The sequence below is a fragment of the Streptomyces sp. NPDC048639 genome, assembly GCF_043199075.1.
Lineage (GTDB): Bacteria > Actinomycetota > Actinomycetes > Streptomycetales > Streptomycetaceae > Streptomyces.
Genome location: NZ_JBICVP010000003.1, coordinates 199302 through 225879, shown reverse-complemented (window position 1 = coordinate 225879; position 26578 = coordinate 199302). Strand labels below are relative to the sequence as shown.

Here is a 26578-nt window from a genome sequence, read left to right as displayed (position 1 = left end):
GTCCTGCACCCCTCCCTGATCGGTCCTCCAAACTAACCTCTGCCGCCGGCCCTTCTTCGCCTAGCCTCTCGACCATGAGTGCTGACGTATGGCTGCCCATGCCGCCCGGTGGGATCGACGGGCTCCCCGACGGCTTCGACTACCTCTTCTGGGACGGTGACCAGGATTTCCCCGCGGATCCGGCACGGTGCGTGTTCTACGGCGTCCCCTACATGAAGGGGACGGATGTTCCGGCCCGTCCGCTGCCGCGGATGACGTCCGTGCGCGTGGTGCAGACCCTCACCGCCGGCATCGACCACGTACTCCCCGCACTGGCCGGGCTCCCGCCCGGCGTACGCCTCTGCAACGCCCGCGGTGTGCACGAGGCGAGCACCGCCGAGCTCGCGCTGGCCCTCACCCTCGCATCCCTGCGCGGCATCCCCGACTTCGTGCGGGGCCAGGACGCCGAGGAGTGGCGGCAGGGCTTCCGCCCGGCGCTCGCCGACAAGTCGGTACTGATCGTCGGCTACGGCGCGATCGGCAGTGCCATCGAGGACCGGCTCACGCCGTTCGAGTGCGCCCGCATCGTGCGCGTTGCGCGCTCTGCCCGCACCACCCTGCGCGGTCCCGTGCATCCACTCGCCGAACTTCCCTCACTGCTTCCGGATGCGGACGTCGTCATCCTCTCGACCCCGTTGACCGACGGCACCCGAGGCCTGGCGGGGGCCGACTTCCTCTCCCGGATGAAGACGGGAGCGCTGCTGGTGAACGTCGCCCGCGGTGCGGTCGTGGACACCAAAGCCCTGCTCACGGAGGTGGAGTCGGGGAGGCTGCGGGCCGCGCTGGACGTGACGGACCCCGAGCCGCTGCCGGTCGGGCACCCGCTGTGGCACGCCCCCGGCGTGCTCATCACGCCGCATGTGGGCGGTCCGACGTCGGCCTTCCTGCCGCGTGCGAAGCGCCTGTTGCGTGAGCAATTGCTCCGGTTCGAGGCAGGTGAACCCCTGGCCAACGTCGTCGCGACGACGGGCTGAGCAGGGGTCCCAGAGTCACTCTCTGCTCGTTTCGGCACGCTCTGAGATCGTTCAGTTGCGCGCAGTTTCCTTAATTCCCCTGGTAGTTACGCTGTGTAGAGATGCTATGTCCCTGAGTGACATTCCTGGTGTATCGTCCCGACGGGGGCTGTCCCGCGGAGCAGTACGGCGGCGGCAGCGACGGACAGGACTCTAGGGGGGCGACGGGCAGTGCACGGCCAATGGACGAATTTCCCGAAACGGCGCGGACCCGGCTGCGGACAGCCCCTGTTGTACGTATCCCCGCGCAGACAAGAGCCGAGGACCGAGCCCCCCAGGGCGGTCCGGTGAGCTCCCCCGGGGAGGCGATCTCCCGCCGGGTGATCTCCGGTGGCGGGACCGGAATGCTTCCCCAACTCGCTCTCGCCCTGGTCTGCGGGGGATACGCCCTCGGTTCCGCGATGGGCTGGGGGTCGCAGTGGTTCGCCCTCGTCATGGGCGACTTCGGGCTGGGAGCAGCGGCCATGATCGCCGCAGTCTCCTGCCTGTGCTACGCGCGGATCAGCTCCAGCCGCCTCCGTCCGGCCTGGGTACTCTTCGCCGTCTCCTCGGCCATGGCCTCGTTCGGCAATGTGATCTGGGGCTGGTACGAGGTCGTGCTGCAGCAGCCGGTGCCGACCCCGTCCGCCGCCGACTTCTGCTTCCTTCTGTTCGCACCGCCCGCGATCGTGGGCCTGCTCGTCCTGGCCAAGCGGCCCGTGACCAAGGCCGGCTGGACCTGCCTGGCGCTCGACGCGTGGCTCATAGGTGGTTCGCTCCTGACGCTCTCCTGGAGCCTGGCGCTCGCCCACACCGCGCACTGGGAAGGCGAGTCCGTGGCCCGTGCCGCTCTCTCGCTCGCCTACCCGCTGCTCGACATCGTGCTCGTCAGCATGGTCCTGGCCCTGCACTTCCGGTCCGCCTCCGCCAACCGGGCGGCGAACCGGACTGCCGTGCGCCCCACGAACCGCCCGGCCATCAACACCGCCATCGCGGCGCTCGCCCTGACCGTCCTCTGCGACGCCCTGTTCACCCTGCCGATGCTGCGCGAGCACTACCGTTCGGGCCAACTCCTGGACGCGGGCTGGTTCGCGGGCTCCATACTCCTGGCCTACGCGCCCTGGGTGAGCCGCCGCGACATCGACGGATGGGATCCGGCCGCCGCCGCGCGCTACCGCCGGCCCGCCCAGGGCACCCGCCCCACCGCGGGCTCCATCGCCGCGCTCACCCCGTATCTGGCCGCCGCCGTCTGCACGTTGGGGATCCTCTCCAACATCATCGACGGCAGGGTCCCCGACCGCGTGGTGATCTTCACCGCGTGCACGGTCGTCCTCGCCCTGGTCGTTCGGCAGGGCATCATGCTGCTCGACAACATCAACCTCACCCAGGAACTGGCCCAGAAGGAGAACCACTTCCGCTCCCTGGTCCAGGGGTCGAGCGACGTCATCATGATCGCCGCCCCGAGCGGAGTGCTGCGCTACGTCAGCCCGGCCGCCGCCGGTGTCTACGGCATCGAACCGGACGACCTCGTCGGCAGCGAACTCTCGTCCCTCATCCACCCCGACGACCTCGGCTCGGTGGTCCACGAGCTGCGCCGGTTCATCGCCGCCCGGGCCGACGACGAGCCCAACACCCGTATCGAGTGCCGCTTCCGGGCCGGACGGTGCCGTACGGGCGGCGGCCCCTGGCTCAACGTCGAGTCCACGGTCAACCGCCACCACGGCGGCCTGATCCTCAACAGCCGCGACGTGACCGAACGCGTCCGGCTCCAGGAGCAGTTGCAGCACAGCGCCGAGCACGACCCGCTGACCGACCTGCCCAACCGCGCGCTGTTCACCGAGCGGGTCCGCCAGGCTCTCGGCGGCCGCCGCACCACCGACCCCGGCACCGCCGCGCTGTTCATCGACCTCGACGGCTTCAAGGCGGTCAACGACACGATCGGCCACCAGGCGGGCGACGAGCTGCTGATCCATGCCGCCCGCCGCCTCCAGGAGTCCGTACGGGCCGGGGACACCGCGGCCCGGCTCGGCGGCGACGAGTTCGCCGCGCTCATCCTCGGCGACGGCACCCTCGACGACGCCGAACGCGAGTGCCGCATCCTGGAGATCGCCGACCGGTTGCGCGACAGGCTCTCCCGCCCCTACCGCGTCTCCGGCACGGACGTGCGCGTCGCCGCCAGCATCGGCGTGGCCTTCGCCGAGCCCGGGATCACCCCCACCGACCTGATGCGCAACGCCGACCTGGCGATGTATCGCGCCAAGGCGGCCGGCAAGGGACGGGTCGAGCTGTACGCCCCGCAGATGCAGGCCGACCTCGTCCGCCGCACCGAGCTGGCGGCCCGGCCCCGAGCCGCCTTCCACGACGGCGAGTTCGCGCTGCTGCACCAGCCCGTGGTGGCGCTCGACAGCGGCCGGATCACCGCGGTGGCGGCGCAGGCTCGCTGGCGTTCCCAGCAGGGCATCCTCTTCACCCCCGCCGACTTCCTGCGCGTGTGCGAGCACAGCGGCGGGGAGCGGAGCCCCCGCCCCGGAGGCGAAGAGGGCTCCGGCAGAGCGGAGCTCGGCCGGTGGCTGCTCGACGAGGCCGTCGCGCAGGCGGCCGAGCGGCACCGCGCGGGTCACCCCTCTCCCGTCGCCGTCCGTCTCTCGCCCCGGCGCGTGATGGACCGCGGAATGGGCCAGCGCAGCGTGGAGACGCTGCTCACGCGGCACGGCCTGCCATCGGGCGCGCTCATCCTCGAGCTGGCCGACAGCGATCCACGGGTTCCCCTCGACGAGCTGGAGCGGCGTCTGGTGGCGCTCCGCCGCCTTGGCGTCCGGATCGCGCTGGACGGCTTCGGCGGGGGGTGCGCGGCCTTCGGCGCGCTGCGCAGGCTTCCCGTCGACGTACTCAAGCTCGACAGGTCACTCGTCGCGGGGGTCGTGGACTCCGCACGGCTTCACAAGATCACCGCGGGTCTGCTGCGCATCGCGGCGGACTTGGGGGTCCAGTCCGTGGCCGACGGTGTCGACCTGCCCGAGCAGGTCGTGGCGCTGCAGTCGATGGGCTGCACCCACGGACAGGGCATGGCCTTCTCCGGGCCGCTCGACGAGCACCGGCTGCGCCGTGCCCTCACCCTGGGGGAGTACCCGGTGCCGGACTTCGCCGACGCGGCGGGCGCTGCCCGCAAGGCCGTTCTGACCAGCGGTGCACTGCCCGTACGGTTGGGCGGAGCGGCAGCTCCGGACTCCGTTGTGCATCCACCATTGCGCTCAAATAGTGAGACGCCCGTCCCACCCACTTGACACCTCCTAGGCGCCGGGGGGAGGGTCAAGCCATGCGCACCCGAATTCTCGTACTTGGAAAGCGCGTCGGCTGAAGCAGGGCCCACTTGATCGCCCTGCGGACCGCACCGGCGCGCTCCCCTCGCTTGCCTCACGGCACGAGGGGTTTTTTGTTGCACCGAACTTCGCAGAACACCACAAAACCCTCATCTTCGAGAAGAGAATGCCGATGACCGAGCAGGCCTCCGGGGCCCAGCATCCGCACCCACGGGCCCGTAACGGCGGACAGCAGCCCTCCATCACCGAGCACGTCACGGGTGCGCAGTCCCTCATCCGTTCTCTCGAGGAGGTCGGCGCCGACACGGTATTCGGCATTCCCGGTGGTGCGATCCTCCCGGCCTACGACCCGCTGATGGACTCCTCGAAGGTCCGTCACATCCTGGTCCGGCACGAGCAGGGCGCCGGCCATGCGGCCACCGGTTACGCCCAGGCGACCGGCAAGGTCGGGGTGTGCATGGCCACTTCCGGCCCCGGTGCCACCAACCTCGTCACCCCGATCGCCGACGCCCACATGGACTCCGTCCCCATGGTCGCGATCACGGGCCAGGTCGCCGCCAAGTCGATCGGCACGGACGCCTTCCAGGAGGCGGACATCTGCGGCATCACCATGCCGATCACCAAGCACAACTTCCTGGTCACCGACGCGGCCGAGATCCCGAAGACGATCGCCGAGGCGTTCCACATCGCGTCCAGCGGCCGCCCGGGACCGGTCCTGGTCGACATCGCCAAGGACGCCCTGCAGGCGCGCACCACCTTCGTCTGGCCGCCGCAGACCGACCTGCCCGGCTACCGCCCCGTGACCAAGCCGCATGCCAAGCAGATCCGCGAGGCCGCCCGGCTCATCGCCGAGGCCCGCCGCCCCGTGCTGTACGTCGGCGGCGGCGTGATCAAGTCCGGTGCCACCGCCGAGCTGAAGGTCCTCGCCGAGCTCACCGGTGCCCCGGTCACCACCACTCTGATGGCGCTCGGCTCCTTCCCCGACACCCACCAGCTGCACGTGGGCATGCCTGGCATGCACGGCTCGGTCACCGCTGTCACCGCACTGCAGAAGGCCGACCTCATCGTGGCGCTGGGCGCCCGCTTCGACGACCGCGTCACCGGCAAGCTGGACTCCTTCGCCCCGTACGCCAAGGTGGTCCACGCCGACATCGACCCGGCGGAGATCGGCAAGAACCGTGCCGCCGACGTCCCCATCGTCGGTGACGCCCGCGAGGTGATCGCCGACCTCGTCGTCGCGGTCCAGGCCGAGCACGACGCGGGCCGCAGCGGCGACTACACCGAGTGGTGGCGCTCCCTGAACCGCTGGCGCGACACCTACCCCCTGGGCTACGACCAGCCCGACGACGGAAGCCTCTCCCCGCAGCAGGTCATCCAGCAGATCGGCCGGCTCGCCCCGGAGGGGACCGTCTACGCGGCCGGAGTCGGCCAGCACCAGATGTGGGCCGCGCACTACATCGACTACGAGAAGCCCGGCACCTGGCTGAACTCCGGCGGCGCCGGGACCATGGGCTACGCGGTCCCGGCCGCGATGGGTGCCAAGGCGGGCGCCCCGGACCGTACGGTCTGGGCGATCGACGGCGACGGCTGCTTCCAGATGACCAACCAGGAGCTGGTCACCTGCGCGCTGAACAACATCCCGATCAAGGTCGCGATCATCAACAACGGCGCGCTGGGCATGGTCCGCCAGTGGCAGACCCTGTTCTACAACCAGCGGTATTCCAACACGGTCCTGCACTCCGGCCCCGAGGCGCTGCGGGCCGCCTCCGCCGAGGGCAAGCAGCCCAGCGCCGGCACCCGCATCCCCGACTTCGTCAAGCTGTCCGAGGCCATGGGCTGTGTGGCGCTGCGCTGCGAGGACCCCGCCGACCTGGACAAGGTCATCGCCGAGGCGAATGCCATCAACGACCGCCCCGTGGTGGTGGACTTCATCGTCCACGAGGACGCGATGGTCTGGCCGATGGTCGCGGCCGGCACCTCCAACGACGAGGTCATGGCCGCCCGGGGTGTCCGTCCCGACTTCGGCGACAACGAAGACGACTGAGACCGGGACCAGCGCCCCTCAAGCAGAGAGATTCGAGCAGCCCATGTCAAAGCACACGCTCTCCGTCCTGGTGGAGAACAAGCCCGGTGTCCTGGCCCGGATCACGGCCCTGTTCTCCCGCCGCGGGTTCAACATCGACTCCCTGGCGGTCGGCACCACCGAGCACCCCGACATCTCCCGTATCACCATCGTCGTGAACGTGGAATCACTGCCGCTGGAGCAGGTCACCAAGCAGCTCAACAAGCTCGTCAACGTGCTGAAGATCGTCGAGCTGGAGCCGGGCGCGGCCGTGCAGCGGGAACTCGTCCTGGTGAAGGTCCGCGCCGACAACGAGACGCGCTCGCAGATCATCGAGATCGTCCAGCTCTTCCGCGCCAAGACCGTGGACGTCTCCCCGGAGGCCGTCACCATCGAGGCCACCGGCAGCAGCGACAAGCTCGACGCCATGCTCAAGATGCTGGAGCCGTACGGCATCAAGGAACTGGTCCAGTCCGGCACGATCGCCATAGGCCGTGGTGCCCGCTCCATCACCGACCGGTCGCTCCGCGCGCTCGACCGATCCGCATAACGAGACCGAGATTCCTTCCCATCCCCGCCGTCATACGGTGGGGCGCACAACCCCAATCAAGGAGAAACCCGAAGTGGCCGAGCTCTTCTACGACGACGACGCCGACCTGTCCATCATCCAGGGCCGCAAGGTCGCGGTTCTCGGCTTCGGCAGCCAGGGCCACGCCCACGCGCTGTCGCTGCGCGACTCGGGCGTCGACGTGCGCGTCGGCCTTCCCGAGGGCTCCAAGTCGCGGGCGAAGGCCGAGGAGCAGGGCCTGCGCGTGACCACCCCGTCCGAGGCCGCCGCCGAGGCCGACGTGATCATGGTCCTGGTGCCGGACCCGATCCAGGCCACGGTCTACGAGGAGTCCATCAAGGACAACCTGGAGGACGGCGACGCGCTGTTCTTCGGCCACGGCTTCAACATCCGGTTCGGCTTCATCAAGCCCCCGGCCAACGTGGACGTCTGTATGGTCGCCCCCAAGGGCCCGGGCCACCTCGTCCGCCGCCAGTACGAAGAGGGCCGCGGCGTGCCCTGCATCGCGGCCGTCGAGCAGGACGCCTCCGGCGACGCCTTCCCGCTGGCGCTCTCCTACGCCAAGGGCATCGGCGGCACCCGCGCCGGCGTCATCAAGACCACCTTCACCGAGGAGACAGAGACCGACCTCTTCGGTGAGCAGGCCGTCCTCTGCGGCGGCGCGTCCGCCCTGGTCAAGGCGGGCTTCGAGACCCTGGTCGAGGCGGGCTACCAGCCGGAGATCGCGTACTTCGAGTGCCTCCACGAGCTCAAGCTGATCGTGGACCTCATGTACGAGGGCGGCCTGGAGAAGATGCGCTGGTCGATCTCGGAGACCGCCGAGTGGGGCGACTACGTCACCGGCCCGCGGATCATCAACGACCAGACCAAGGCCGAGATGAAGAAGGTCCTCTCCGAGATCCAGGACGGGAGCTTCGCCCGTCGGTGGATGGAGGAGTACCACGCCGGTCTGCCGAAGTACAACGAGTACAAGAAGGCCGACTCCGGTCACAAGCTGGAGACCACCGGCAAGGAGCTGCGCAAGCTCATGAGCTGGGTCGACGAGGACGCGTAAGGCATCACGCCCGAGGGGCCGCGGCCGGCGCCGCGGCCCCTTGTCCAGCGTGGCCGGCCACGACCGAGTGATCCTTCCCGGGAGGCGCATGACGCGCCCCGATACGCCGATACACTGCAAAGACAAGCGCGTCAGGCTCACAGCGTCGTGCGTCTTCCACGCGGCTGCCCCCCTTCACGCCTGCGGCCGTCGGGACGGCCGTCCTCCCCCGTGACCCTTCGGGTCCGGGAGGGGCCCCCAAAGGACAAGTGAGGACTGAGGACCCCGTGAGCCCGAAACCTGTCGTACTCATTGCCGAAGAGCTGTCGCCCGCCACCGTCGACGCGCTCGGCCCCGACTTCGAGATCCGCCACTGCAACGGCGCCGACCGAGCCGCACTGATCCCCGCGATCGCCGAGGTCGACGCGATCCTCGTGCGCAGCGCCACCCAGGTCGACGCCGAGGCCATCGCCGCCGCGAAGAAGCTCAAGGTCGTCGCCCGCGCCGGTGTGGGCCTGGACAACGTGGACGTCTCCGCCGCCACCAAGGCCGGCGTCATGGTCGTGAACGCTCCGACCTCCAACATCGTCACCGCTGCCGAGCTCGCCTGCGGGCTGATCGTCGCCACCGCGCGCAACATCCCGCAGGCCAATGCCGCCCTCAAGGACGGCGAGTGGAAGCGCAGCAAGTACACCGGTGTCGAGCTGTCCGAGAAGACGCTCGGCGTCGTCGGCCTCGGGCGCATCGGCGTGCTGGTCGCCCAGCGGATGGCCGCCTTCGGCATGAAGATCGTTGCCTTCGACCCCTATGTGCAGCCCGCGCGCGCCGCGCAGATGGGCGTCAAGCTGCTCTCTCTCGACGAGCTGCTCGAGGTCTCGGACTTCATCACCGTCCACCTCCCGAGGACCCCGGAGACCGTCGGCCTGATCGGCGACGAGGCGCTGCACCGGGTCAAGCCCGAGGTGCGGATCGTCAACGCCGCGCGCGGCGGGATCGTGGACGAGACCGCCCTGGCGAGTGCGCTGAAGGAGGGCCGGGTCGCGGGCGCGGGTCTGGACGTCTTCTCCAAGGAGCCGTGCACCGACTCCCCGCTGTTCGAGTTCGACAACGTGGTGGCCACCCCGCACCTGGGTGCCTCCACGGGCGAGGCCCAGGAGAAGGCGGGCATCTCCGTCGCCAAGTCCGTGCGCCTCGCGCTCGCCGGTGAGCTCGTGCCGGACGCCGTCAACGTCCAGGGCGGTGTCATCGCCGAGGACGTCAAGCCCGGTCTGCCGCTCGCCGAGAAGCTCGGCCGGATCTTCACCGCCCTGGCGGGCGAGGTCGCGGTCCGGCTCGACGTCGAGGTCTACGGCGAGATCACCCAGCACGACGTCAAGGTGCTCGAACTCTCCGCGCTCAAGGGCGTGTTCGAGGATGTCGTCGACGAGACCGTCTCGTACGTCAACGCGCCGCTGTTCGCGCAGGAGCGCGGCGTCGAGGTCCGGCTGACCACCAGCTCGGAGTCGCCCGACCACCGCAATGTGGTGACGGTCCGCGGCACCCTCGCCGACGGCGAGGAAATCGCCGTGTCCGGCACCCTGGCCGGTCCCAAGCACATTCAGAAGATCGTCGCCGTCGGCGAGCACGACGTGGACCTCACGGTCGCCGATCACCTGGTCTTCCTGCGCTACGCGGACCGGCCCGGCATCGTCGGCACCGTCGGCCGCATTCTGGGCGAGGCCGGCCTCAACATCGCCGGCATGCAGGTCTCGCGGAACGCGCAGGGCGGTGAGGCGCTGGTCGTCCTGACCGTGGACGATGTCGTTCCGGCGGGTGTGCTCACCGAGATCTCCGAGGAGATCGGCGCCGCCTCCGCCCGCACGGTCAATCTGCAGGACTGACGCGGTCCGCCCGCACGGCAGCGGGCCACGATAGCGGTGCACAGAGCGAAGCCCGGCGCGATCCCGCGCCGGGCTTCGCCATATCTCCGGCGCCGCTGACCGGCGCTGCCCCGGTTCATCGGTACGGAGTGGGCTGCGCGTGAGGAGCCCACTCCGTACCGAGTGGGCTGCGCGTGCGGAGCCGGCATGCGCCTGCGATGACCCCGGACCGCCGGAGCGGCACCGCTAGATCCTGGCGGCCTTGAGCGCCATGTGGAGCAGCAGACGGTCCTCGCCCACGTTCAGATCGAGCCCGGTGAGCTTCTCCACCCTCGACAGCCGGTAGTAGAGCGTCTGACGGTGGATCCCGAGCGCCGCCGCCGCCCGCCCCGCCTGCCCCGCGCAGTCGAGGAACACCTCGGCCGTGTGCGCGAGCTGCACCTGTCCGGGCTCGAACAGCGGGGCGACCGCCGGATCCGCCGGGCCCGTGACCGGCAGCCGGGTGAGCGTACGGTACGGGCCGATCGCCGCCCATTCGGCGACCGGGCCGAGCCGGGCGTCACCCCGGGCGACGCGGGCCGCGGCCACGGCTTCGTGCCATGCGGCGTGCAGGCCGTTCAGGCCGCGCCGCGGTTCACTGATCCCGGCCGCTCCATCTGCCTGTTCAGCCGGTTGGACGGCTGCGGCCCGGTCGGCGGCCGGGCGCTCGGCGGTGGCGGTCCCGTTCCGGGCGGAGACCCCGCTGCCCGCCCGGGCGTTGGGGCCCGCGCCTGTCCGGGCGTTCGGGCCGCCCGGGGAGAGTGCCGTCGCATCGGCGTCGCGGCGACCGCGACCGCCGCCGCCGGTCCCCGCGCGCGGCGAGCGCAGCAGGCGCTCCGCCGCCGCATGTGCCGGGTCGAGGGCGGTCGTCGTCCGGAGCCGTACGAGCGCCGCGAGTCCCTCGGCCGTACCGTCCGCCTCCGCGGTCCCCTCGGCCTGCCGCCCGTGCGAAGCCATGGCATCCCCGGTGCCCTGCGCCCCGCCGGGAACCGGCACGATGCACATCGCGGCCACGCCCGGCTGTCCGGCCAACCCTGAGCCGGGGCCCTCACCGAAGCCGTCCCCGCCCCTACCGGTCCCGCTCCGCCACGGCATCACCGCGACCATCGCCAGCGGGCCGTCGGCCGCTGTGCCGAGCGCGCCCCGGAGGCCGGACAGGGCGGCGTCGCGGCCGCCCGGCGGTCCGGTCAGCAACTCCAGCAGCAGCTCACCGGCCTCGGCCCCCGACCGGACCTCCGCCGCGAGCAGCGCGCCGATACGGGCCGCCGTGTCCATGGCCTGCTCCAGCACCGGGTCGGGCGGTACCCCGGGCCGGCCGGTCTCCAGCCGAGAGAGATGGCCGTCGTCGAGCAGCCAGACGTAGCCGTGGACGACGCCGGCGTGGCGTACCGGCAGACATATCCGCCCCATGACCACCCCGGCCGCCGGGTCCGGCGGGATGCGGAGGGGACCGGTGGCGCGGGTGATGCCGAACGCCTCGAACCACGCCCGTACGGCCGCGGTCGAGCGCCGGTGCAGGATCGACCGGGTCCGTACGGGATCCATCGTGAGCTGGCTGTCGTCGTCCGAGGCGCTGCCGTGCGCACCGAAGGCGATGAGCCCGAAGTCGCGGTCCTCGAGCGTCGCGGGGGCGCCGAGCACCGACGAGATCTCGTCCACGAGCTGCTGATAGTCGCCGCGCATGACACCGCTCCGGTTGTTCGTGCAGGTGGTCCTGGTGCCGGAGTTCCTCGCCGCCGCCACCGTGATTCCGTGACCGAAACCCATTCTCATACATCTGTCTGAGATCCGTCCCACGGATGCGTGACAGCTGTCGATGGCCGACCATCAAAGCGATCCCTAGGTTTCACGGTGGTTCTCCTTGCCGTTGCGGAAACTTCCGCAACGGCGCTTCCGTCCTCATCGTGGAGGTGCCCCGTGCTGGGTCCCGTGCTCCTCGCCGCCGCGCGCAGCGACAGCATCCGACGCCTTGTTTCGGCCGCACCGGTCACCCGGCCCGTGGTGGACCGGTTCGTCGCCGGTGAGCATCTCGACGAGTCGATGGCGGTCGTACGGTCGCTGAGCGCTCGCGGCCTGGAGGTCACGCTCGACCACCTCGGCGAGGACATCACCGATCCGGTCGAGGCGCTGCGCACCCGCGACGCCTACCTCGCGCTCGCCGAGGCCCTGGGCCGCGAGAACCTGGGCGTGCGGGCCGAGATGTCCGTGAAGCTCTCGGCGTTCGGGCAGGCCCTGTCCGGCGGTCACGACCTGGCCCTGGCCAATGTCACCCCGGTCGTCGAGGCGGCCGCGGCGGCGGGGACGACCGTGACCCTCGACATGGAGGACCACACCACGGTCGACTCCACGCTCGCCATCCTGGCCGAGCTGCGGAAGAACTTCCCCCAGACCGGTGCCGTCGTGCAGTCCTACCTCTTCCGCACCGAGGACGACTGCCGCGCACTCGCCGGGGAAGGATCCAGGGTGCGACTGGTGAAGGGCGCGTACAAGGAGCCCGCATCCGTCGCCCACCAGGACAAACGAGAGGTCGACCGGGCATACGTCCGCTGCCTGAAGATCCTCATGGCGGGCCAGGGCTACCCGATGATCGGCTCCCACGACCCGCGGATGGTCGCCATCGCCCAGGAGCTCGCCTTCCGCGCCGGCCGCAAGCCGGCCGACTACGAGTTCCAGATGCTGTACGGCATCCGCGAGGCCGAGCAGCAGCGCCTCGTGGCGGAAGGGCACCGTATGCGGGTCTACATTCCGTACGGAACGGACTGGTACGGATACTTCATGCGGCGGCTCGCGGAGCGGCCGGCCAACCTCGCCTTCTTCCTCCGCTCGCTCGCCACCCGCGGCTGAGGCCGCCCCGACACCGTTCCCCCGACTCTCCGTCCCCGATCGATCGAAGGAGACAACGGCCAACCATGGACGCTGTGACCCAGGTCCCCGCGCCGGTGAACGAGCCGGTGCACACCTACGCACCCGGCAGCCCGGAACGCGCCCGGCTCGAGAAGAAGCTGAAGGAGCTCGCGGGCAACCAGCGTGAGCTGCCGATGACGATCGGCGGCGCGAAGCGGATGGGCGGCGGCGAGCGCTTCGACGTCGTCCAGCCGCACAACCACGCGTCCACCCTCGGCACGTACGCCAACGCGACCCACCAGGACGCGCAGGACGCGATCGACTCCGCCCTTGCCGCGGCCCCGGCATGGCGCGCCATGGCCTTCGACGACCGCGCCGCGATCATCCTCAAGGCCGCCGAGCTGCTGTCGGGCCCGTGGCGCGAGACCCTGGCCGCCGCGACCATGCTGGGCCAGGGCAAGACCGCGCAGCAGGCCGAGATCGACACCCCCTGCGAGCTGATCGACTTCTGGCGCTTCAATGTGCACTTCGCGCGCCAGATCCTGGCCGAGCAGCCGATGGCGAACGCCACGGGCGTGTGGAACCGCTCCGACCACCGCCCGCTCGAGGGCTTCGTCTACGCGATCACGCCGTTCAACTTCACGGCCATCGCCGGCAACCTCCCCACCGCCCCCGCCCTGATGGGCAACGTGGTGGTCTGGAAGCCGTCCCCCACGCAGACTCTCGCGGCCGTGCTGCTGATGGAGATGCTGGAGGAGGCCGGCCTGCCGAAGGGCGTCATCAACCTGGTGACCGGTGACGGCAAGGACGTCTCCGACGTGGCCCTGGAGCACCCGGACCTGGCCGGTATCCACTTCACCGGCTCGACGAAGACCTTCCAGTACCTGTGGAAGACGGTCGGCAACAACATCGAGAAGTACAGGACGTACCCGCGACTGGTCGGCGAGACCGGCGGCAAGGACTTCATCGTCGCCCACCCGTCGGCCGACCCGGCCGTGCTGAGGACCGCGATGACCCGCGGCGCGTTCGAGTTCCAGGGTCAGAAGTGCTCCGCGGCCTCCCGCGCGTACATCCCGCGCTCGATCTGGGAGAGCGGCTTCAAGGAGGAGCTGGCGGCCGAGGTCGACTCCCTCCAGATGGGCGACGTCACCGACCTGTCCAACTTCATGGGCGCCGTCATCGACGAGCGCGCCTTCGCCAAGAACAAGGCGGCGATCGACCGGGCCACCTCCGACCCGACGATCGAGGTCGTGGCGGGCGGCACGTACGACGACAGCGAGGGCTGGTTCGTCCGCCCGACGGTCCTGGTCTCCTCCGACCCGGACAACGACATCTTCAAGACCGAGTACTTCGGCCCGATCCTCGGCGTCCACGTCTACGAGGACGACCGCTACGACGAGATGCTCCAGCAGATGGAGTCGGCCTCGCCGTACGCCCTCACCGGCTGCGTCATCGCCCAGGACCGCGCGGCCGCCGCGCACACCGGCGAGATGCTGCGCTTCGCCGCGGGCAACTTCTACATCAACGACAAGCCGACGGGCGCCGTCGTCGGCCAGCAGCCCTTCGGCGGCGGCCGTGCCTCGGGCACGAACGACAAGGCGGGCGCCAAGCAGAACCTGATGCGCTGGACCTCCACCCGCTCGATCAAGGAGACGCTGGTCCCGCCGACGGACTACCGCTACCCGCACATGGGCTGACACCTCGTCACAAGCTCGTGGCCTTCGGGCATCTCGCCGCCCCCGCACCGGATTCGCTTCCGGGCGGGGGCGGTTGGCGTCGCGGATGGTGAATTCCCGTAGCGCCGGGCGCGGTTGACCGTCCAGGTACCGCGGAGGTCCGCGGGCACCTGAGCGGATCCCTGCCCACGGGGAGCAGGGAGAGGGCACGAGCGCGGTGACCGCGAGATCCACGAAACGGTTCGACGGTCCTCCGCATGCCCTGGAGACCTGGTCTCCCGCAGGCGGCCCCGAGCCCGGTCATGCCGCAGCCGCCGTTCCGACCGGCCCCCCGCACGGGCGGAACGGGACGACGAGAGGGTCGCCGGCCCGGGGCGAAGGGGTCGTGCCCGGCGCACGCTGAGCGCACCCACACGTGTGATGTTCGCCGTGGGCGTCTCAGATAGTAGGAAGCCCAAGTATTTGTGCAGACAGCAGCGCTCACCTCGCTTACTTTTGTAGGAGCCGAACGTCTCGCTCGATCCAGCGATCGGCGGATGAGGGCAAGCGCTCCCTCGCAGGTGACCCCTGCTGAGCCATGGCCCCCCGCCCCTCCGGCGTCCCGAACAGCAATCTCGGGGATCTTCCTCGCTCTGTTATTGGAGACGTGCACTCATGAACGAGACCCTCCGCAAGGTCCGCCACACCGCCGCCCGCAACGCCGACGCCGATGCCCGCAAGAACGCCGCGGCCGCCCTTCAGCGGGCGCTGGACCGCCGGGACAACGGCGGCTCCACCGGGCACGGGAACTGACCACCACGACAGCGAGCGCCGGGACGCCGCGACCGGCGTCCCGGCGCGGCACTGCCCCGGCCTGAGCGCCCGTCGCCGGGTACAGGGCGGTGCGGTGCCGTGTCACCACGGTCGCCTCCACGCGATACGGCCGCGCTGCAGCACGGCCGCATGCGTCTGCGCACACCGGGTCGGGGGGGGGGGGGGGGGGGGGGGGGGGGCCCCGCGCCCGGGGGGGGGGGGGGGGCGGGCCCCCCCCCCCCCCCCCCCCCCCCCCCCCCCCGCCCCACAGGGTCGAGCTCCCCCCCCGCCCCCCCCCCCCCCGCCGCGGGGGGCGGGCCCCCCCCCCCCCCCCCCCCCCCCGACCCATGGCGTGGGGGTGCCTCACGAGCATCGCCCCATGCGCCGGCACCACCCGCTCGCGCCGTACCGCGACATGGAGCACCCGCTAGCTGCCCGGCCGTACGATCTCGAACGCGTCGATGCGCTCGCCGCTCTCCGCCAGCGCGGTGACCTTCATCCGCGGGCGGCTGCCCGGCTCGACCTCCACCGCGAGGAACGAGAAGCCGGTGTAGCGGACGCGCGACCACTCCACCGTGTCCGGGTCCGGCAGCCGCGACTTCGTCCAGTGGAAGGTCAGGATGTGGTCGTGGTCGTGGACATGGCCCTCGTAGCTGTCCTTGACGCCCGGCCCGAAGCCGTAGAGGTCCTTGCCCGCGCCGCCCGCCGTCACATGAACGATGCCGTCGCGGGTCGGGTCCGTCGTGGCGCCGATCGGCAGCGGTTTGCCGACCTCGCCGCCCTTGATGGCGTCGGTGCGCTCGTAGACGTGGTTGTGCCCGTTGATGACCAGGTCGACCTGGTGCTTCTCGAAGAGGTCCCCCCACGCGTCCCGCACTCCGCCGTCGGAGGCGTGCGTGCTCGTGGAGTACGCGCAGTGGTGGAAGAAGACCACGATGAAGTCGATGCCGGAGTCCGCCCGCAGTGAGCGCAGGCGCTTGTCGAGCCACTCCGTCTGCTTGCCGTCGGTGCAGCCCTGGTTCGCCGGGATCTCGTAGCTGACGTCGTTCGCGTCGAGGGCGACGACGCCCATGTTCCCGTACGTGAAGGAGTAGACGCCCGGCGCCTGCGCGGGGTCCGGCCCGTTCTCGGGGAGGGACCAGCGGGCGGACTGGCCGCCGTAGCCGTTGGGGGAGTACCAGGCCTCCATGTCGTGGTTGCCGGTGGTCACCATCCACGGCACGCTCGCCGCCACCGACTCGGTCTGCGCCAGGAATTGGTCCCACACGCGGGCGTCGTAGGTGTCGGACTCCTTGCCCTGTCCCGAGGAGTCGGCGTAGCAGATGTCGCCCGCGTGCAGATGGAAGGACGGGTTCTGCCCCAGGATCAACTGGTCGTTGGCGAGGGCGTCGTAGCTCACGCCCTGGTCGCCGAAGGCCGTGAAGACGAACTTCTCCGCCGAGGCCGGGGCCGTGCGGAACGATCCGATGGTGGAGAGCCGGCTCGCCTCGGCCGGGTCGAACCCGTCGTGTCCGACGCCGTAGTAGTACGTGGTTCCCGGGCGCAGCCCGTCCAAGGCCACGTGGAGGTAGTACTGGTCGACAGCCGGGAGCTTCTTCGACAGCGACGGGGTGTGCAGATCGCGCACCTCCGCCTCGATCTTGCGGCTGAGCTCCCAGGGCTTCGTCCCCACGCGCAGATACGGCCGCTTGACCGCGAACGGCACCTGCCATGAGATCCGCATCTGTGTCCTGGGGTCGGCGCCGAAGGCCAGATGGCGACCGAAGGGGGCCACCAGCGCGCCGTCGACCTCGGCGGTCGCGCGGGCGGTGACGAGTGTGGGGGAGGGGTTGCCGTGGGCGGTTCCCGCGGAACCGGCGAGGAGGCCGAGACCCCCGGCCGTCCCCGCGGTGGCCGCACCGCCCACCAGCACCTTGCGGCGTGACAGCTTCGAGCGCAGGTACTCGTGCTGCTCCGGCATGCTCATCCGGCTCTGCAGTTGCTCCGGGATGCCGACACGTGGGGTATCAGTCATGTCGAACAACTTGCCAGTAGCTTTCAACTCCCCGCTATCCGCCAGGTGAACAGAGTTTGGCCGCGGCCCGGCTTGTCCGGATGGCGGACAGGGCGTGTCGAACGATGGGACGGGGAGTAGGGTGCCAAGCATGTCTCGCAGCATCGATCTCGCAGTGATTCCGGGTGACGGCATCGGCCAGGAAGTCGTGGCCCAGGGCCTCAAGGTCCTCTCCGCCGTCCTCCCGCAGGATGTGAAGCTGGAGACCAGGACCTACGATCTGGGCGCCCGGCGCTGGCACGCCACGGGCGAGACCCTCCCGGACACGGAGCTGGAGTCCCTCGCCGGACACGATGCGATCCTGCTCGGCGCGATCGGTGACCCGTCCGTGCCGTCCGGCGTCCTCGAGCGAGGGCTGCTGCTCAAACTCCGGTTCGCCTTCGAGCACTTCATCAATCTGCGTCCGTCGAAGCTGTTCCCGAACACCGCCACCCCGCTGGCCGGCCGCCCCGACATCGACTTCGTCGTCGTCCGCGAGGGCACCGAGGGTCCGTACGTGGGCAACGGCGGTTCCCTGCGCACCGGTACGCCCGCCGAGGTCGCGACCGAGGTCAGCCTCAACACGGCGTACGGCGTGGAGCGCGTGGTCCGGGACGCGTACGAGCGGGCGAAGGCGCGCCCCCGCAAGAAGCTGACGCTCGTTCACAAGAACAACGTCCTCGTCCACGCCGGTCACCTGTGGAAGCGCATCTTCGACAAGGTCGGCGAGGAGTACCCCGAGGTCACCACCGACTACCTGCACGTGGACGCGGCGACGATCTTCTTCGTCACGCAGCCCGAGCGGTTCGACGTGATCGTCACCGACAACCTCTTCGGTGACATCCTGACCGACCTGGCCGCCGCCGTCACCGGCGGTATCGGCCTCGCGGCCTCCGGCAACATCAACCCCACCCGCGGGTTCCCGTCGATGTTCGAGCCGGTCCACGGCTCGGCGCCCGACATCGCGGGCCAGGGCAAGGCGGACCCGACGGCGACGATCCTCTCCGTCGCTCTGCTGCTCCAGCACCTCGGCTACGCGGACGAGGCGGCCCGCATCGAGGCCGCCGTCGCCGCGGACCTCGCGGGGAGGGGCGACGCGCCGCGCACCACCGACACGATCGGTGACGCGCTGGCCGCCCGAGTATCCGGCTGACCCTTTTCGGCCACCGCTGGGAGCCGCCCCCGGCAGTGCACCCGCTTTCACGACGCGTCCGCCCCTCCCCGGGGCGCCGCGCCGCAGTCTTGCTCACTCGCGTATCCCGCGAGCCTCACACCCCGGCCTGTCGGTGACACACCGCACCGCTGACGGCTCGGCCCGCTGACAACGGCGGAGCCCGGGTGCGACCATCAATGCTGGACCGCGACTGCCGAGCCCGCCGGCGCCCGTACTCTCCCTTGCGGCGCGATTCGCGATAATCGAACGAGGGCCGCATCCCGGAGAGAAGCTCGGACGTCCTAGCATCGCCTGAGGCGGCGCGCCATGGCGAAGGCGGAGCGCGCGGTCCGCCACGACCTCACGGTGAAGGACAGAACAGACATGACGACCCCCTCGATCGAGTTCAAGCCATCGGCCCACCCGCTCGCCGACGCGGAGCGCGAGGCGATCCTGGCCAGCCCCGGCTTCGGCCGGCACTTCACCGACAACATGGTGACGATCAAGTGGACCGAGGGGCGCGGCTGGCACGACGCCCAGCTCGTGCCCTACGCCCCCCTCTCGATCGACCCCGCGAACATGACGCTGCACTACGCGCAGACGATCTTCGAGGGGCTCAAGGCGTACCGGCAGCCCGACGGCAGCGTCGCCACCTTCCGCCCGGAGGAGAACGCCAAGCGTTTCCAGGCGTCGGCCCGCCGCCTGGCCATGCCCGAGCTGCCCGTCGAGACCTTCATCGCGGCCTGCGAGGCCCTGGTCGCCCAGGACAAGGAGTGGGTGCCGAGCGAGGGTGAGCAGTCGCTCTACCTGCGGCCGTTCCTCTTCGCCACCGAGGTCGGGCTGGGGGTGCGGCCCGCCAACGAGTACCTCTTCATGGTCATCGCCTCTCCCGCCGGCGCGTACTTCCCCGGCGGCGTGAAGCCCGTCTCGGTGTGGCTGTCGGAGGAGTACGTCCGGGCCGCGCCCGGGGGCACCGGCGCGGCGAAGGCAGGCGGCAACTACGCCGCCTCCCTGGTCGCCCAGGCGCAGGCCGCCGAGCAGGGCTGCGACCAGGTGGTCTGGCTGGACGCGATCGAGCGCCGCTGGATCGAGGAGATGGGCGGGATGAACCTGTACTTCGTGTACGGGGAGGAGGACGGCAGGCGCCGGATCGTGACGCCGGAGCTGTCCGGATCGCTGCTGCCCGGCATCACCCGCGCCTCGCTGCTGCAGATCGCCGCCGACCTGGGGTACGAGGTCTCCGAGGGACGGATCTCGGTCGACGACTGGCGTGAGGGCAACGCCGACGGCACGCTCACCGAGGTCTTCGCCTGCGGCACCGCCGCCGTGATCACCCCGGTCGGCTCGGTGAAGTCGGCCAAGGGGAACTGGACCGTGGCCGACGGTGAGCCGGGCGAGGTCACCACCAGGCTCCGCAAGTCGCTGCTGGACATCCAGATGGGCCAGGCTCCGGACACGCACGGCTGGATGCACCCGCTGGGCGGCTGACGTCCCCGTACGACGGCACCAGGGCCGCGCACCGACGGATACACGTCGTCGGGGTGCGGCCCTGGCCGTCGGGCTCACCGGGTGCGGGCCGGTCACCGGCACCGCGTGCGGGGGCCACCGCCCCGATCTGCCCACATCGTGAGACCTTGTCTCGCCCTGAGCGGATTCCGTGCAAGAATGCCCGCGTGCTCTCGTTCGCCATGATTATTGGCAGGGCGCGCCGGTCCGCAGTGACCGCCCCGTAGAACCCATTACGGAGCGGGCACCGTGTCCTATGACCCGCGCGCAGACCTCTCGCACCCGCGAGGGGTTTTTTCGTTTTCCGGCCCACTCGTGCCGGACGCGGAGCGCGAGGAGTCATGAGGGACGGTGGAGCCGGATCCCCCGTGGCTCACCTCCGGGGGTCCCAGGTAGACCGAGATCCAACAGGAGTCAGATCAGCATGACGGACGCAAACGGTCCCTCTTCTCCCGGGGACGACTTCCACGTCTTCGACACCACGCTGCGCGACGGTGCCCAGCGCGAGGGCATCAACCTCACCGTCGCGGACAAGCTGACCATCGCCCGGCACCTGGACGATTTCGGTGTGGGCTTCATCGAGGGCGGCTGGCCCGGTGCGAACCCCCGCGACACCGAGTTCTTCGCCCGTGCGCAGGCCGAGATCGACTTCGGCCACGCCCGGCTCGTGGCCTTCGGCGCGACCCGGCGCGCGGGGGTGTCCGCCGCCGACGACCCGCAGGTGCGCGCCCTGCTGGACTCGGGCGCCCCGGTGATCACGCTGGTCGCCAAGGCGCACGACCGCCATGTGGAACTGGCGCTGCGCACCACGCTGGAGGAGAACCTGGCGATGGTGCGCGACACCGTCGCCCACCTCCGCTCCGAGGGCCGCCGCGTCTTCGTCGACTGCGAGCACTTCTTCGACGGCTACCGGGCCAACCCCGCCTACGCCAAGGACGTCGTGCGCACCGCGTCAGAGGCGGGCGCGGACGTGGTCGTGCTGTGCGACACCAACGGCGGCATGCTGCCCGCCCAGGTCCAGGCCGTCGTCGCCACCGTGCTGGCGGACACCGGCGCACGGCTGGGCATCCACGCCCAGGACGACACCGGCTGCGCCGTCGCCAACACGCTCGCCGCCGTCGACGCCGGTGCCACCCACGTCCAGTGCACGGCCAACGGTTACGGCGAGCGGGTCGGCAACGCCAACCTCTTCCCCGTCGTCGCCGCGCTCCAGCTCAAGTACGGGCGCCAGGTGCTGCCCGAGGGCGCGCTGGAGGAGATGACCCGCATCTCGCACGCCATCGCCGAAGTCGTGAACCTCACCCCCTCCACGCACCAGCCCTACGTCGGTGTCTCCGCCTTCGCGCACAAGGCCGGGCTGCACGCTTCCGCCATCAAGGTGGACCCGGACCTCTACCAGCACATCGACCCCGAGTGCGTCGGCAACACCATGCGGATGCTGGTCTCCGACATGGCCGGCCGCGCCTCCGTCGAGCTCAAGGGCAAGGAGCTGGGCGTCGATCTCGGCGGGGACCGGGAACTGGTCGGCAGGGTCGTGGAGCGCGTCAAGGAGCGCGAACTCGCCGGCTACACGTACGAGGCCGCCGACGCGTCCTTCGAACTGCTGCTCCGCGAGGAGGCCGAGGGCCGTGCCCGGCGCTACTTCCGCATCGAGTCCTGGCGCGGGATCGTCGAGACCCGCCCGGACGGGACGCACGCCAACGAGGCCACGGTGAAGCTGTGGGCCAAGGGCGAGCGGATCGTCGCGACGGCCGAGGGCAACGGCCCCGTCAACGCCCTCGACCGGGCGCTGCGCGTGGGCCTGGAGCGGATCTACCCGCAGCTCGCGAAGCTGGAGTTGGTCGACTACAAGGTCCGCATCCTGGAGGGCAAGCACGGTACGCAGTCCACGACGCGGGTGCTGGTCGCAACGACCGACGGTCAGGGCGAGTGGTCGACGGTCGGCGTGGGGGACAACGTGATCGCCGCGTCCTGGCAGGCGCTGGAGGACGCGTACACCTACGGGCTGCTGCGGGCGGGCGTCGACCCGCAGGAGTAGCTGCCCCTCCCCGACCGGCGGGAGCGCGGCGCCCCGGCCGGGGAGGGGAGACCCCGGCCGGGGCGCGGTGCCGTGGGGCGGCCGGGGTCCGGCCGCACGCGCGTGGTCGTCACGCCGCCTGCGGCGCGGACTTGATGGCGGAGATGTCGAAGGACAACTTGACCTTGTCGCTGACCATGACGCCGCCGGTCTCCAGGGCGGCGTTCCAGGTCAGCCCCCAGTCGGAGCGGAGGATGTCGGCGCGGCCCTCGAAGCCGACGCGCTCGTTGCCGTAGACGTCGGTGGCGGAACCGTTGAACTCCAGGTCGATGCTGAGGGGACGCGTCACGTCCTTGATCGTCAGATTGCCGGTGATCCGGTACGTGTCGCCGTCCATGTGCTCCGCGGCGGTGGAGCGGAAGGTCATCAGCGGGAACTTCTCGGCGTCGAAGAAGTCACCGCTCCGCAGATGGCCGTCGCGGTCCGCGATGCCGGTGTCGATGCCGGCGATCCGTACGTCGAGGGAGGCGCCGGAGCGGGAGACGTCGCTGCCGTCGAGGGAGAGGGTCCCCTCGAAGTCGCCGAAGACGCCCCGGACGTTGGTGACCATGGCGTGGCGGACGGTGAAGCCGAGGCTGCTGTGCGCCGGGTCGATGGTGTAGTCCCCGGTGAGCGCGGCGAGCGCCGCATCAAGGGCGGCCGGTGCGGCGGAGCCGGCGGCCGGGACGTCTGCGCTCTTGCGGTTGAACAGAGCCATGGCTTCCTCCAGGTGCATTGGTTTAAGGTTCAACTAGCAAGCTCCACTGTAGGGGAATGTGGTTGATGAATCAACATCATGGGTGTGGAGTGGCGCACAGGTCCCGGCTGTAGGCAGGCAACACGCATGGCTGTACGGTCTCCACTGCGTGAACGCGGGGGACACGGCGGAACGCCTTTGTGGGATGTGCACAGCGCAGAGCCGCCTCAGTCGTAGCTACTCAGGTCTACGGTGGCGGTTCTGTCCAAGGGTTCCAGGAAAACCCTGAGGAGACTGTTAGAAGTCAACGGGCCGATTTCGGGCCCTCTTTTCGTAGGGTCGTTACATGACCCTTCTCGACGAGTCGCCCACCGGGGCGAACGATGCCCGTGGGCGAGTGGCCGAGCTGCACGCGATCCGTGAGCAGGCTCTGCGTGGGCCGAGTGATCGTGCGACCGAGGCTCAGAAGGCCAAGGGCAAGCTGGCTGTGCGTGAGCGGATCGACCTTCTGCTGGACGAGGGTTCGTTCCATGAGGTGGAGCCGTTGCGGCGGCATCGTGCTACGGGTTTCGGTCTGGAGGCGAAGAAGCCGTACACCGATGGTGTGGTGACGGGTTGGGGGACGGTCGAGGGGCGGACGGTGTTCGTCTATGCGCATGATTTCCGGATCTTCGGTGGGGCGCTGGGTGAGGCTCATGCGACGAAGATCCACAAGATCATGGACATGGCCATCTCGGCGGGTGCTCCGCTGGTCTCGCTGAACGACGGTGCGGGTGCGCGTATTCAGGAGGGTGTTTCGGCGCTGGCGGGTTACGGCGGCATCTTCCAGCGCAATACGCGTGCTTCGGGTGTGATTCCGCAGATTTCGGTGATGTTGGGTCCGTGTGCGGGTGGTGCGGCGTATTCGCCGGCGCTGACGGATTTTGTGTTCATGGTGCGGGAGACCTCGCAGATGTTCATCACCGGTCCGGATGTGGTGCGGGCGGTGACGGGTGAGGAGATCAGCCAGAACGGTCTGGGTGGTGCGGATGTGCACGCCGAGACTTCGGGGGTGTGTCACTTCGCGTATGACGACGAGGAGACGTGTCTGGCGGAGGTGCGGTATCTGATCTCGATGCTGCCGTCGAACAATCGGGAGAATCCGCCGGTCTCGGCGTCGGAGGATCCGGCGGATCGGCGTTCGGATGTGTTGCTGGATCTGGTGCCTGCTGATGGCAACCGGCCGTATGACATGCGGAAGGTCATCGAGGAGATCGTCGATGACGGTGACTATCTGGAAGTTCATGAGCGTTGGGCGCGGAACATCATCTGTGCGTTGACGCGTCTTGACGGTCAGGTGGTGGGCATCGTTGCGAATCAGCCGCAGACGCTCGCGGGTGTGCTGGACATCGAGGCGTCGGAGAAGGCTGCGCGGTTTGTGCAGATGTGCGATGCGTTCAATATTCCGATTGTGACGTTGCTGGATGTGCCGGGGTTCTTGCCGGGGGTGGATCAGGAGCACGGTGGGATCATCCGGCACGGGGCGAAGTTGTTGTACGCGTACTGCAATGCGACGGTGCCGCGGATCTCGTTGATTTTGCGGAAGGCGTACGGCGGGGCGTACATCGTGATGGATTCGCAGTCGATCGGGGCGGATCTGACGTATGCGTGGCCGACGAATGAGATCGCGGTGATGGGTGCGGAGGGTGCGGCGAATGTCATCTTCCGCAAGCAGATCGCCGAGGCCGATGATCCGGATGCGATGCGGTCCCGGATGGTCAAGGAGTACAAGGCGGAGTTGATGCACCCGTACTACGCGGCCGAGCGTGGTCTGGTCGACGATGTCATCGACCCGACCGAGACCCGCGCCGTCCTCATCAGCTCCCTGGCCATGCTCCGCACCAAACACGCCGACCTGCCCTCCCGCAAGCACGGCAACCCCCCGCAGTGACGCGGCCCACGAAAGGCACGGAGAATCCCATGAGTTCAGAGAACTTCCTTCGCGTCGAGAAGGGCCACGCCGAGCCCGAGGAACTGGCCGCGCTCACCGCGGTCCTGCTCGCCCGCGCCGCCGGCGGCGGTCACCACCGTGATGTGGCGGCTGCCCGCAACCACCGCTCCACGGCCCGCTGGCGCCGTCTGGAGCGCCAGTCCGGGTTCCGTGCGCCGCACAGCTGGCAGGGCTAGCACCAGGCCCTGAGAACGGCGCTGAGAGCGTCGCCCGAACGACGAAATCCCCCTCCAACTCCCGGAGTTGGAGGGGGATTTCGTGTGCTCGTGCCCGGAGGTGCTAGCGCAGCCGGGCCATCAGGGCGTGCTCCACCAGCGTGATCAGCGCGCTCTTGGCCTCGCTGCGGTGGCGGGCGTCGGTGGTGATGATCGGGGCGTCGGGTCCGATCTGCAGCGCCTCGCGGACCTCTTCGGGGGTGTACGGCTGGTGCCCGTCGAATCCGTTCAGCGCGATCACGAACGGAAGGCCCGAATTCTCGAAGTAGTCCACTGCGGGGAAACAGTCCGCCAGCCGCCGGGTGTCGACCAGCACGACCGCGCCGATGGCGCCGCGGACGAGGTCGTCCCACATGAACCAGAAGCGGTCCTGTCCGGGCGTACCGAAGAGGTACAGGATCAGGTCCTGGTCCAGGGTGATACGGCCGAAGTCCATCGCCACGGTCGTCGTGGTCTTGTCCGGGGCGTGCGTGAGGTCGTCGATCCCCGCCGAGGCGGAGGTCATCACGGCTTCGGTGCGCAGTGGGTTGATCTCCGAGACCGCGCCGACGAACGTGGTCTTGCCCACGCCGAAGCCGCCCGCCACCACGATCTTCGCGGAGGTGGTGGAGCGGGCTGCACCGCTAGAGCTTCCGAAGTCCACTGAGCACCCTTTCGAGCAGTGTCACGTCTGGCTGTCCGCCGGCGGCCGCGTCGCCGCCGGGCTGATGGATGGCGACGAGCCCGGCCTCGGCCAGGTCGGCGACGAGGATACGGGCGACGCCGAGGGGGATGGAGAGCAGGGCGGAGATCTCGGCGACGGACTTGATCTCCCGGCAGAGGTGGCAGATGCGCTGGTGCTCCGGAAGCTGCCCCTGGAGCTGCGAGGGCGCCGCGGTGGTGTGCACCAGCGCCTCGATCGCGAGCTGATAGCGCGGCCGGGTCCGGCCGCCCGTCATGGCGTAGGGACGCACCAGCGGGTTGGAGCTGCCGCCGGCCGGAGCGGGCGGCGGCGCCGGACGCTGAGGCTGCACCGGCTGGATCCGCGGCGGCGGCGGGTCGTACGGCTCGTACGGTCCTCCGGGCTGCTGCCGGCGGTGCGGCGGTCCCTGACGGCTCGGCGTGGAGGGGAAGTTGAAGCGGTTGGGCTGCTCACCACCCTGCGAATGAGGCTGCTGACCACCGCCGTACGGGTAGCCGCTTGGGGGTGTTGCCACGATTCTCCTCCTCCAACTTCCGTTCTGCCGGTCCCTGCTGAGGATCCGCGCCACCGCACCCTATGGCGCGGTGACGCGAAACGCACGGCTGTCTGCTAGTTGAGCAGGCTTCCTTGCAGTTCCGCGCGCAGGTCCGGGGTGAGGACGCTGCCCGCGCGGTCGACGAGGAGGGCCATCTCGTAACCGACAAGGCCGATGTCGCAATCGGGGTGGGCGAGGACGGCCAAGGAGGAACCGTCGGAGACGGACATGATGAAGAGGAAGCCTCGCTCCATCTCCACCACGGTCTGGTTGACCGATCCGCCCTCGAAGATGCGGGAGGCGCCGGCCGTCAGTGACGTCAGGCCGGAAGCCACGGCCGCAAGTTGGTCGGCACGGTCGCGCGGGAACCCTTCGGACATCGCGAGAAGGAGTCCGTCGGCGGAGACCACCACGGTGTGAGACACCCCTGGGGTGTTGTCCACGAAGTTGGTGATCAACCAGTTCAGGTTCTGCGCCGCCTGGCTCAT

20 protein-coding genes are annotated in these 26578 nt (G+C 69.9%); 14 read left to right on the top strand and 6 right to left on the bottom strand.

Translation table 11 applies throughout. The annotated features are described in order from the left end of the window. Positions 1-74: 74 nt before the first annotated feature. The 6 genes from ACGFNH_RS09325 (at position 75) to serA (ending at position 9894) form a co-directional block, all read left to right on the top strand. A complete protein-coding gene (locus tag ACGFNH_RS09325; RefSeq protein ID WP_393652438.1) occupies positions 75-1013 on the top strand; it encodes a 2-hydroxyacid dehydrogenase in 939 nt (312 codons plus the stop codon). 383 nt (positions 1014-1396) lie between these two features. Then, positions 1397-4315 (top strand): putative bifunctional diguanylate cyclase/phosphodiesterase, encoded by a 2919-nt coding sequence (locus ACGFNH_RS09320; protein ID WP_393652907.1) that lies wholly within the window; start codon positions 1397-1399, stop codon positions 4313-4315. A 202-nt stretch (positions 4316-4517) separates the two neighbouring features. Beyond that, positions 4518-6395, top strand: a complete 1878-nt coding sequence (locus ACGFNH_RS09315) for an acetolactate synthase large subunit (RefSeq protein ID WP_393652437.1) — start codon at positions 4518-4520, stop codon at positions 6393-6395. A gap of 43 nt (positions 6396-6438) precedes the next feature. Next, positions 6439-6963: an acetolactate synthase small subunit gene (gene ilvN / locus ACGFNH_RS09310; RefSeq protein ID WP_393652436.1), complete on the top strand. Its 525-nt coding sequence runs from the start codon at positions 6439-6441 to the stop codon at positions 6961-6963. 73 nt (positions 6964-7036) lie between these two features. Then, on the top strand, positions 7037-8035 hold the full coding sequence (gene ilvC / locus ACGFNH_RS09305) for a ketol-acid reductoisomerase (RefSeq protein WP_393652435.1): 999 nt from the start codon (positions 7037-7039) through the stop codon (positions 8033-8035). A 266-nt stretch (positions 8036-8301) separates the two neighbouring features. After that, positions 8302-9894 carry a phosphoglycerate dehydrogenase gene (gene serA, locus ACGFNH_RS09300; RefSeq protein ID WP_393652434.1) on the top strand — a complete coding sequence of 531 codons (1593 nt, stop codon included), beginning with the start codon at positions 8302-8304 and terminating at the stop codon, positions 9892-9894. Between the two features lie 225 nt (positions 9895-10119). Here serA and ACGFNH_RS09295 read toward each other — a convergent pair whose 3' ends face one another. Then, on the bottom strand, positions 10120-11595 hold the full coding sequence (locus ACGFNH_RS09295; protein WP_393652433.1) for a helix-turn-helix domain-containing protein: 1476 nt from the start codon (positions 11593-11595) through the stop codon (positions 10120-10122). A gap of 234 nt (positions 11596-11829) precedes the next feature. Here ACGFNH_RS09295 and ACGFNH_RS09290 point away from each other — a divergent pair, with 234 nt between their 5' ends. The 3 genes from ACGFNH_RS09290 to ACGFNH_RS09280 all read left to right on the top strand — a co-directional run bounded on the left by ACGFNH_RS09290 (position 11830) and on the right by ACGFNH_RS09280 (position 15224). Further along, positions 11830-12756, top strand: a complete 927-nt coding sequence (locus ACGFNH_RS09290) for a proline dehydrogenase family protein (RefSeq protein ID WP_393652432.1) — start codon at positions 11830-11832, stop codon at positions 12754-12756. Positions 12757-12821: 65 nt separating this feature from the next. Continuing rightward, positions 12822-14453, top strand: a complete 1632-nt coding sequence (gene pruA / locus ACGFNH_RS09285) for an L-glutamate gamma-semialdehyde dehydrogenase (protein WP_393652431.1) — start codon at positions 12822-12824, stop codon at positions 14451-14453. A gap of 633 nt (positions 14454-15086) precedes the next feature. Next, positions 15087-15224: a hypothetical protein gene (locus ACGFNH_RS09280; RefSeq protein WP_393652430.1), complete on the top strand. Its 138-nt coding sequence runs from the start codon at positions 15087-15089 to the stop codon at positions 15222-15224. Between the two features lie 427 nt (positions 15225-15651). On the opposite strand, the gene ACGFNH_RS09275 is transcribed toward ACGFNH_RS09280, so the two are convergent. Beyond that, positions 15652-17238: a purple acid phosphatase family protein gene (locus ACGFNH_RS09275; protein ID WP_393652429.1), complete on the bottom strand. Its 1587-nt coding sequence runs from the start codon at positions 17236-17238 to the stop codon at positions 15652-15654. Positions 17239-17368: 130 nt separating this feature from the next. On the opposite strand from ACGFNH_RS09275, the gene ACGFNH_RS09270 reads away from it, so the two are divergent. The 3 genes from ACGFNH_RS09270 (at position 17369) to cimA (ending at position 21953) form a co-directional block, all read left to right on the top strand. Further along, positions 17369-18409 (top strand): 3-isopropylmalate dehydrogenase, encoded by a 1041-nt coding sequence (locus ACGFNH_RS09270; RefSeq protein ID WP_393652428.1) that lies wholly within the window; start codon positions 17369-17371, stop codon positions 18407-18409. Positions 18410-18793: 384 nt separating this feature from the next. Continuing rightward, the gene (locus ACGFNH_RS09265; RefSeq protein WP_393652427.1) at positions 18794-19897 is read left to right on the top strand and encodes a branched-chain amino acid aminotransferase; all 1104 of its coding nucleotides are present in this window, start codon (positions 18794-18796) and stop codon (positions 19895-19897) included. Between the two features lie 442 nt (positions 19898-20339). Continuing rightward, on the top strand, positions 20340-21953 hold the full coding sequence (cimA, locus tag ACGFNH_RS09260) for a citramalate synthase (RefSeq protein ID WP_393652426.1): 1614 nt from the start codon (positions 20340-20342) through the stop codon (positions 21951-21953). Positions 21954-22062: 109 nt separating this feature from the next. Here cimA and ACGFNH_RS09255 read toward each other — a convergent pair whose 3' ends face one another. Continuing rightward, complete coding sequence (locus ACGFNH_RS09255; protein WP_393652906.1) at positions 22063-22689, bottom strand: YceI family protein; 627 nt, start codon at positions 22687-22689, stop codon at positions 22063-22065. A gap of 325 nt (positions 22690-23014) precedes the next feature. On the opposite strand from ACGFNH_RS09255, the gene ACGFNH_RS09250 reads away from it, so the two are divergent. Together ACGFNH_RS09250 and ACGFNH_RS09245 are read left to right on the top strand one after the other, a co-directional pair. Beyond that, positions 23015-24598 carry an acyl-CoA carboxylase subunit beta gene (locus ACGFNH_RS09250; protein ID WP_393652425.1) on the top strand — a complete coding sequence of 528 codons (1584 nt, stop codon included), beginning with the start codon at positions 23015-23017 and terminating at the stop codon, positions 24596-24598. A gap of 29 nt (positions 24599-24627) precedes the next feature. After that, positions 24628-24834, top strand: coding sequence for an acyl-CoA carboxylase epsilon subunit (locus ACGFNH_RS09245; protein ID WP_393652424.1), 207 nt, complete (start codon positions 24628-24630; stop codon positions 24832-24834). 103 nt (positions 24835-24937) lie between these two features. Here ACGFNH_RS09245 and ACGFNH_RS09240 read toward each other — a convergent pair whose 3' ends face one another. From ACGFNH_RS09240 to ACGFNH_RS09230, 3 genes are all read right to left on the bottom strand, one after another. Beyond that, the gene (locus ACGFNH_RS09240; protein ID WP_360846600.1) at positions 24938-25516 is read right to left on the bottom strand and encodes an ATP/GTP-binding protein; all 579 of its coding nucleotides are present in this window, start codon (positions 25514-25516) and stop codon (positions 24938-24940) included. Beyond that, a complete protein-coding gene (locus ACGFNH_RS09235; protein ID WP_393652423.1) occupies positions 25497-26069 on the bottom strand; it encodes a DUF742 domain-containing protein in 573 nt (190 codons plus the stop codon). The genes ACGFNH_RS09240 and ACGFNH_RS09235 overlap by 20 nt, the downstream gene beginning before the upstream one ends. 95 nt (positions 26070-26164) lie before the next feature. Continuing rightward, entirely contained in the window at positions 26165-26578 is a 414-nt protein-coding gene (locus ACGFNH_RS09230) for a roadblock/LC7 domain-containing protein (protein ID WP_356195306.1), read from the bottom strand.

Coding starts and splice junctions, on each gene's coding strand:
- ACGFNH_RS09325 (WP_393652438.1), top strand. CDS start 75: ATGAGTGCTGACGTATGGCTGCCCATGCCGCCCGGTGGGATCGACGGG.
- ACGFNH_RS09320 (WP_393652907.1), top strand. CDS start 1,397: ATGCTTCCCCAACTCGCTCTCGCCCTGGTCTGCGGGGGATACGCCCTC.
- ACGFNH_RS09315 (WP_393652437.1), top strand. CDS start 4,518: ATGCCGATGACCGAGCAGGCCTCCGGGGCCCAGCATCCGCACCCACGG.
- ilvN (WP_393652436.1), top strand. CDS start 6,439: ATGTCAAAGCACACGCTCTCCGTCCTGGTGGAGAACAAGCCCGGTGTC.
- ACGFNH_RS09295 (WP_393652433.1), bottom strand. CDS start 11,595: ATGCGCGGCGACTATCAGCAGCTCGTGGACGAGATCTCGTCGGTGCTC.
- pruA (WP_393652431.1), top strand. CDS start 12,822: ATGGACGCTGTGACCCAGGTCCCCGCGCCGGTGAACGAGCCGGTGCAC.
- ACGFNH_RS09280 (WP_393652430.1), top strand. CDS start 15,087: ATGAACGAGACCCTCCGCAAGGTCCGCCACACCGCCGCCCGCAACGCC.
- ACGFNH_RS09275 (WP_393652429.1), bottom strand. CDS start 17,238: ATGACTGATACCCCACGTGTCGGCATCCCGGAGCAACTGCAGAGCCGG.
- ACGFNH_RS09270 (WP_393652428.1), top strand. CDS start 17,369: ATGTCTCGCAGCATCGATCTCGCAGTGATTCCGGGTGACGGCATCGGC.
- ACGFNH_RS09265 (WP_393652427.1), top strand. CDS start 18,794: ATGACGACCCCCTCGATCGAGTTCAAGCCATCGGCCCACCCGCTCGCC.
- cimA (WP_393652426.1), top strand. CDS start 20,340: ATGACGGACGCAAACGGTCCCTCTTCTCCCGGGGACGACTTCCACGTC.
- ACGFNH_RS09255 (WP_393652906.1), bottom strand. CDS start 22,689: ATGGCTCTGTTCAACCGCAAGAGCGCAGACGTCCCGGCCGCCGGCTCC.
- ACGFNH_RS09250 (WP_393652425.1), top strand. CDS start 23,015: ATGACCCTTCTCGACGAGTCGCCCACCGGGGCGAACGATGCCCGTGGG.
- ACGFNH_RS09245 (WP_393652424.1), top strand. CDS start 24,628: ATGAGTTCAGAGAACTTCCTTCGCGTCGAGAAGGGCCACGCCGAGCCC.
- ACGFNH_RS09230 (WP_356195306.1), bottom strand. CDS start 26,578: ATGAGCCAGGCGGCGCAGAACCTGAACTGGTTGATCACCAACTTCGTG.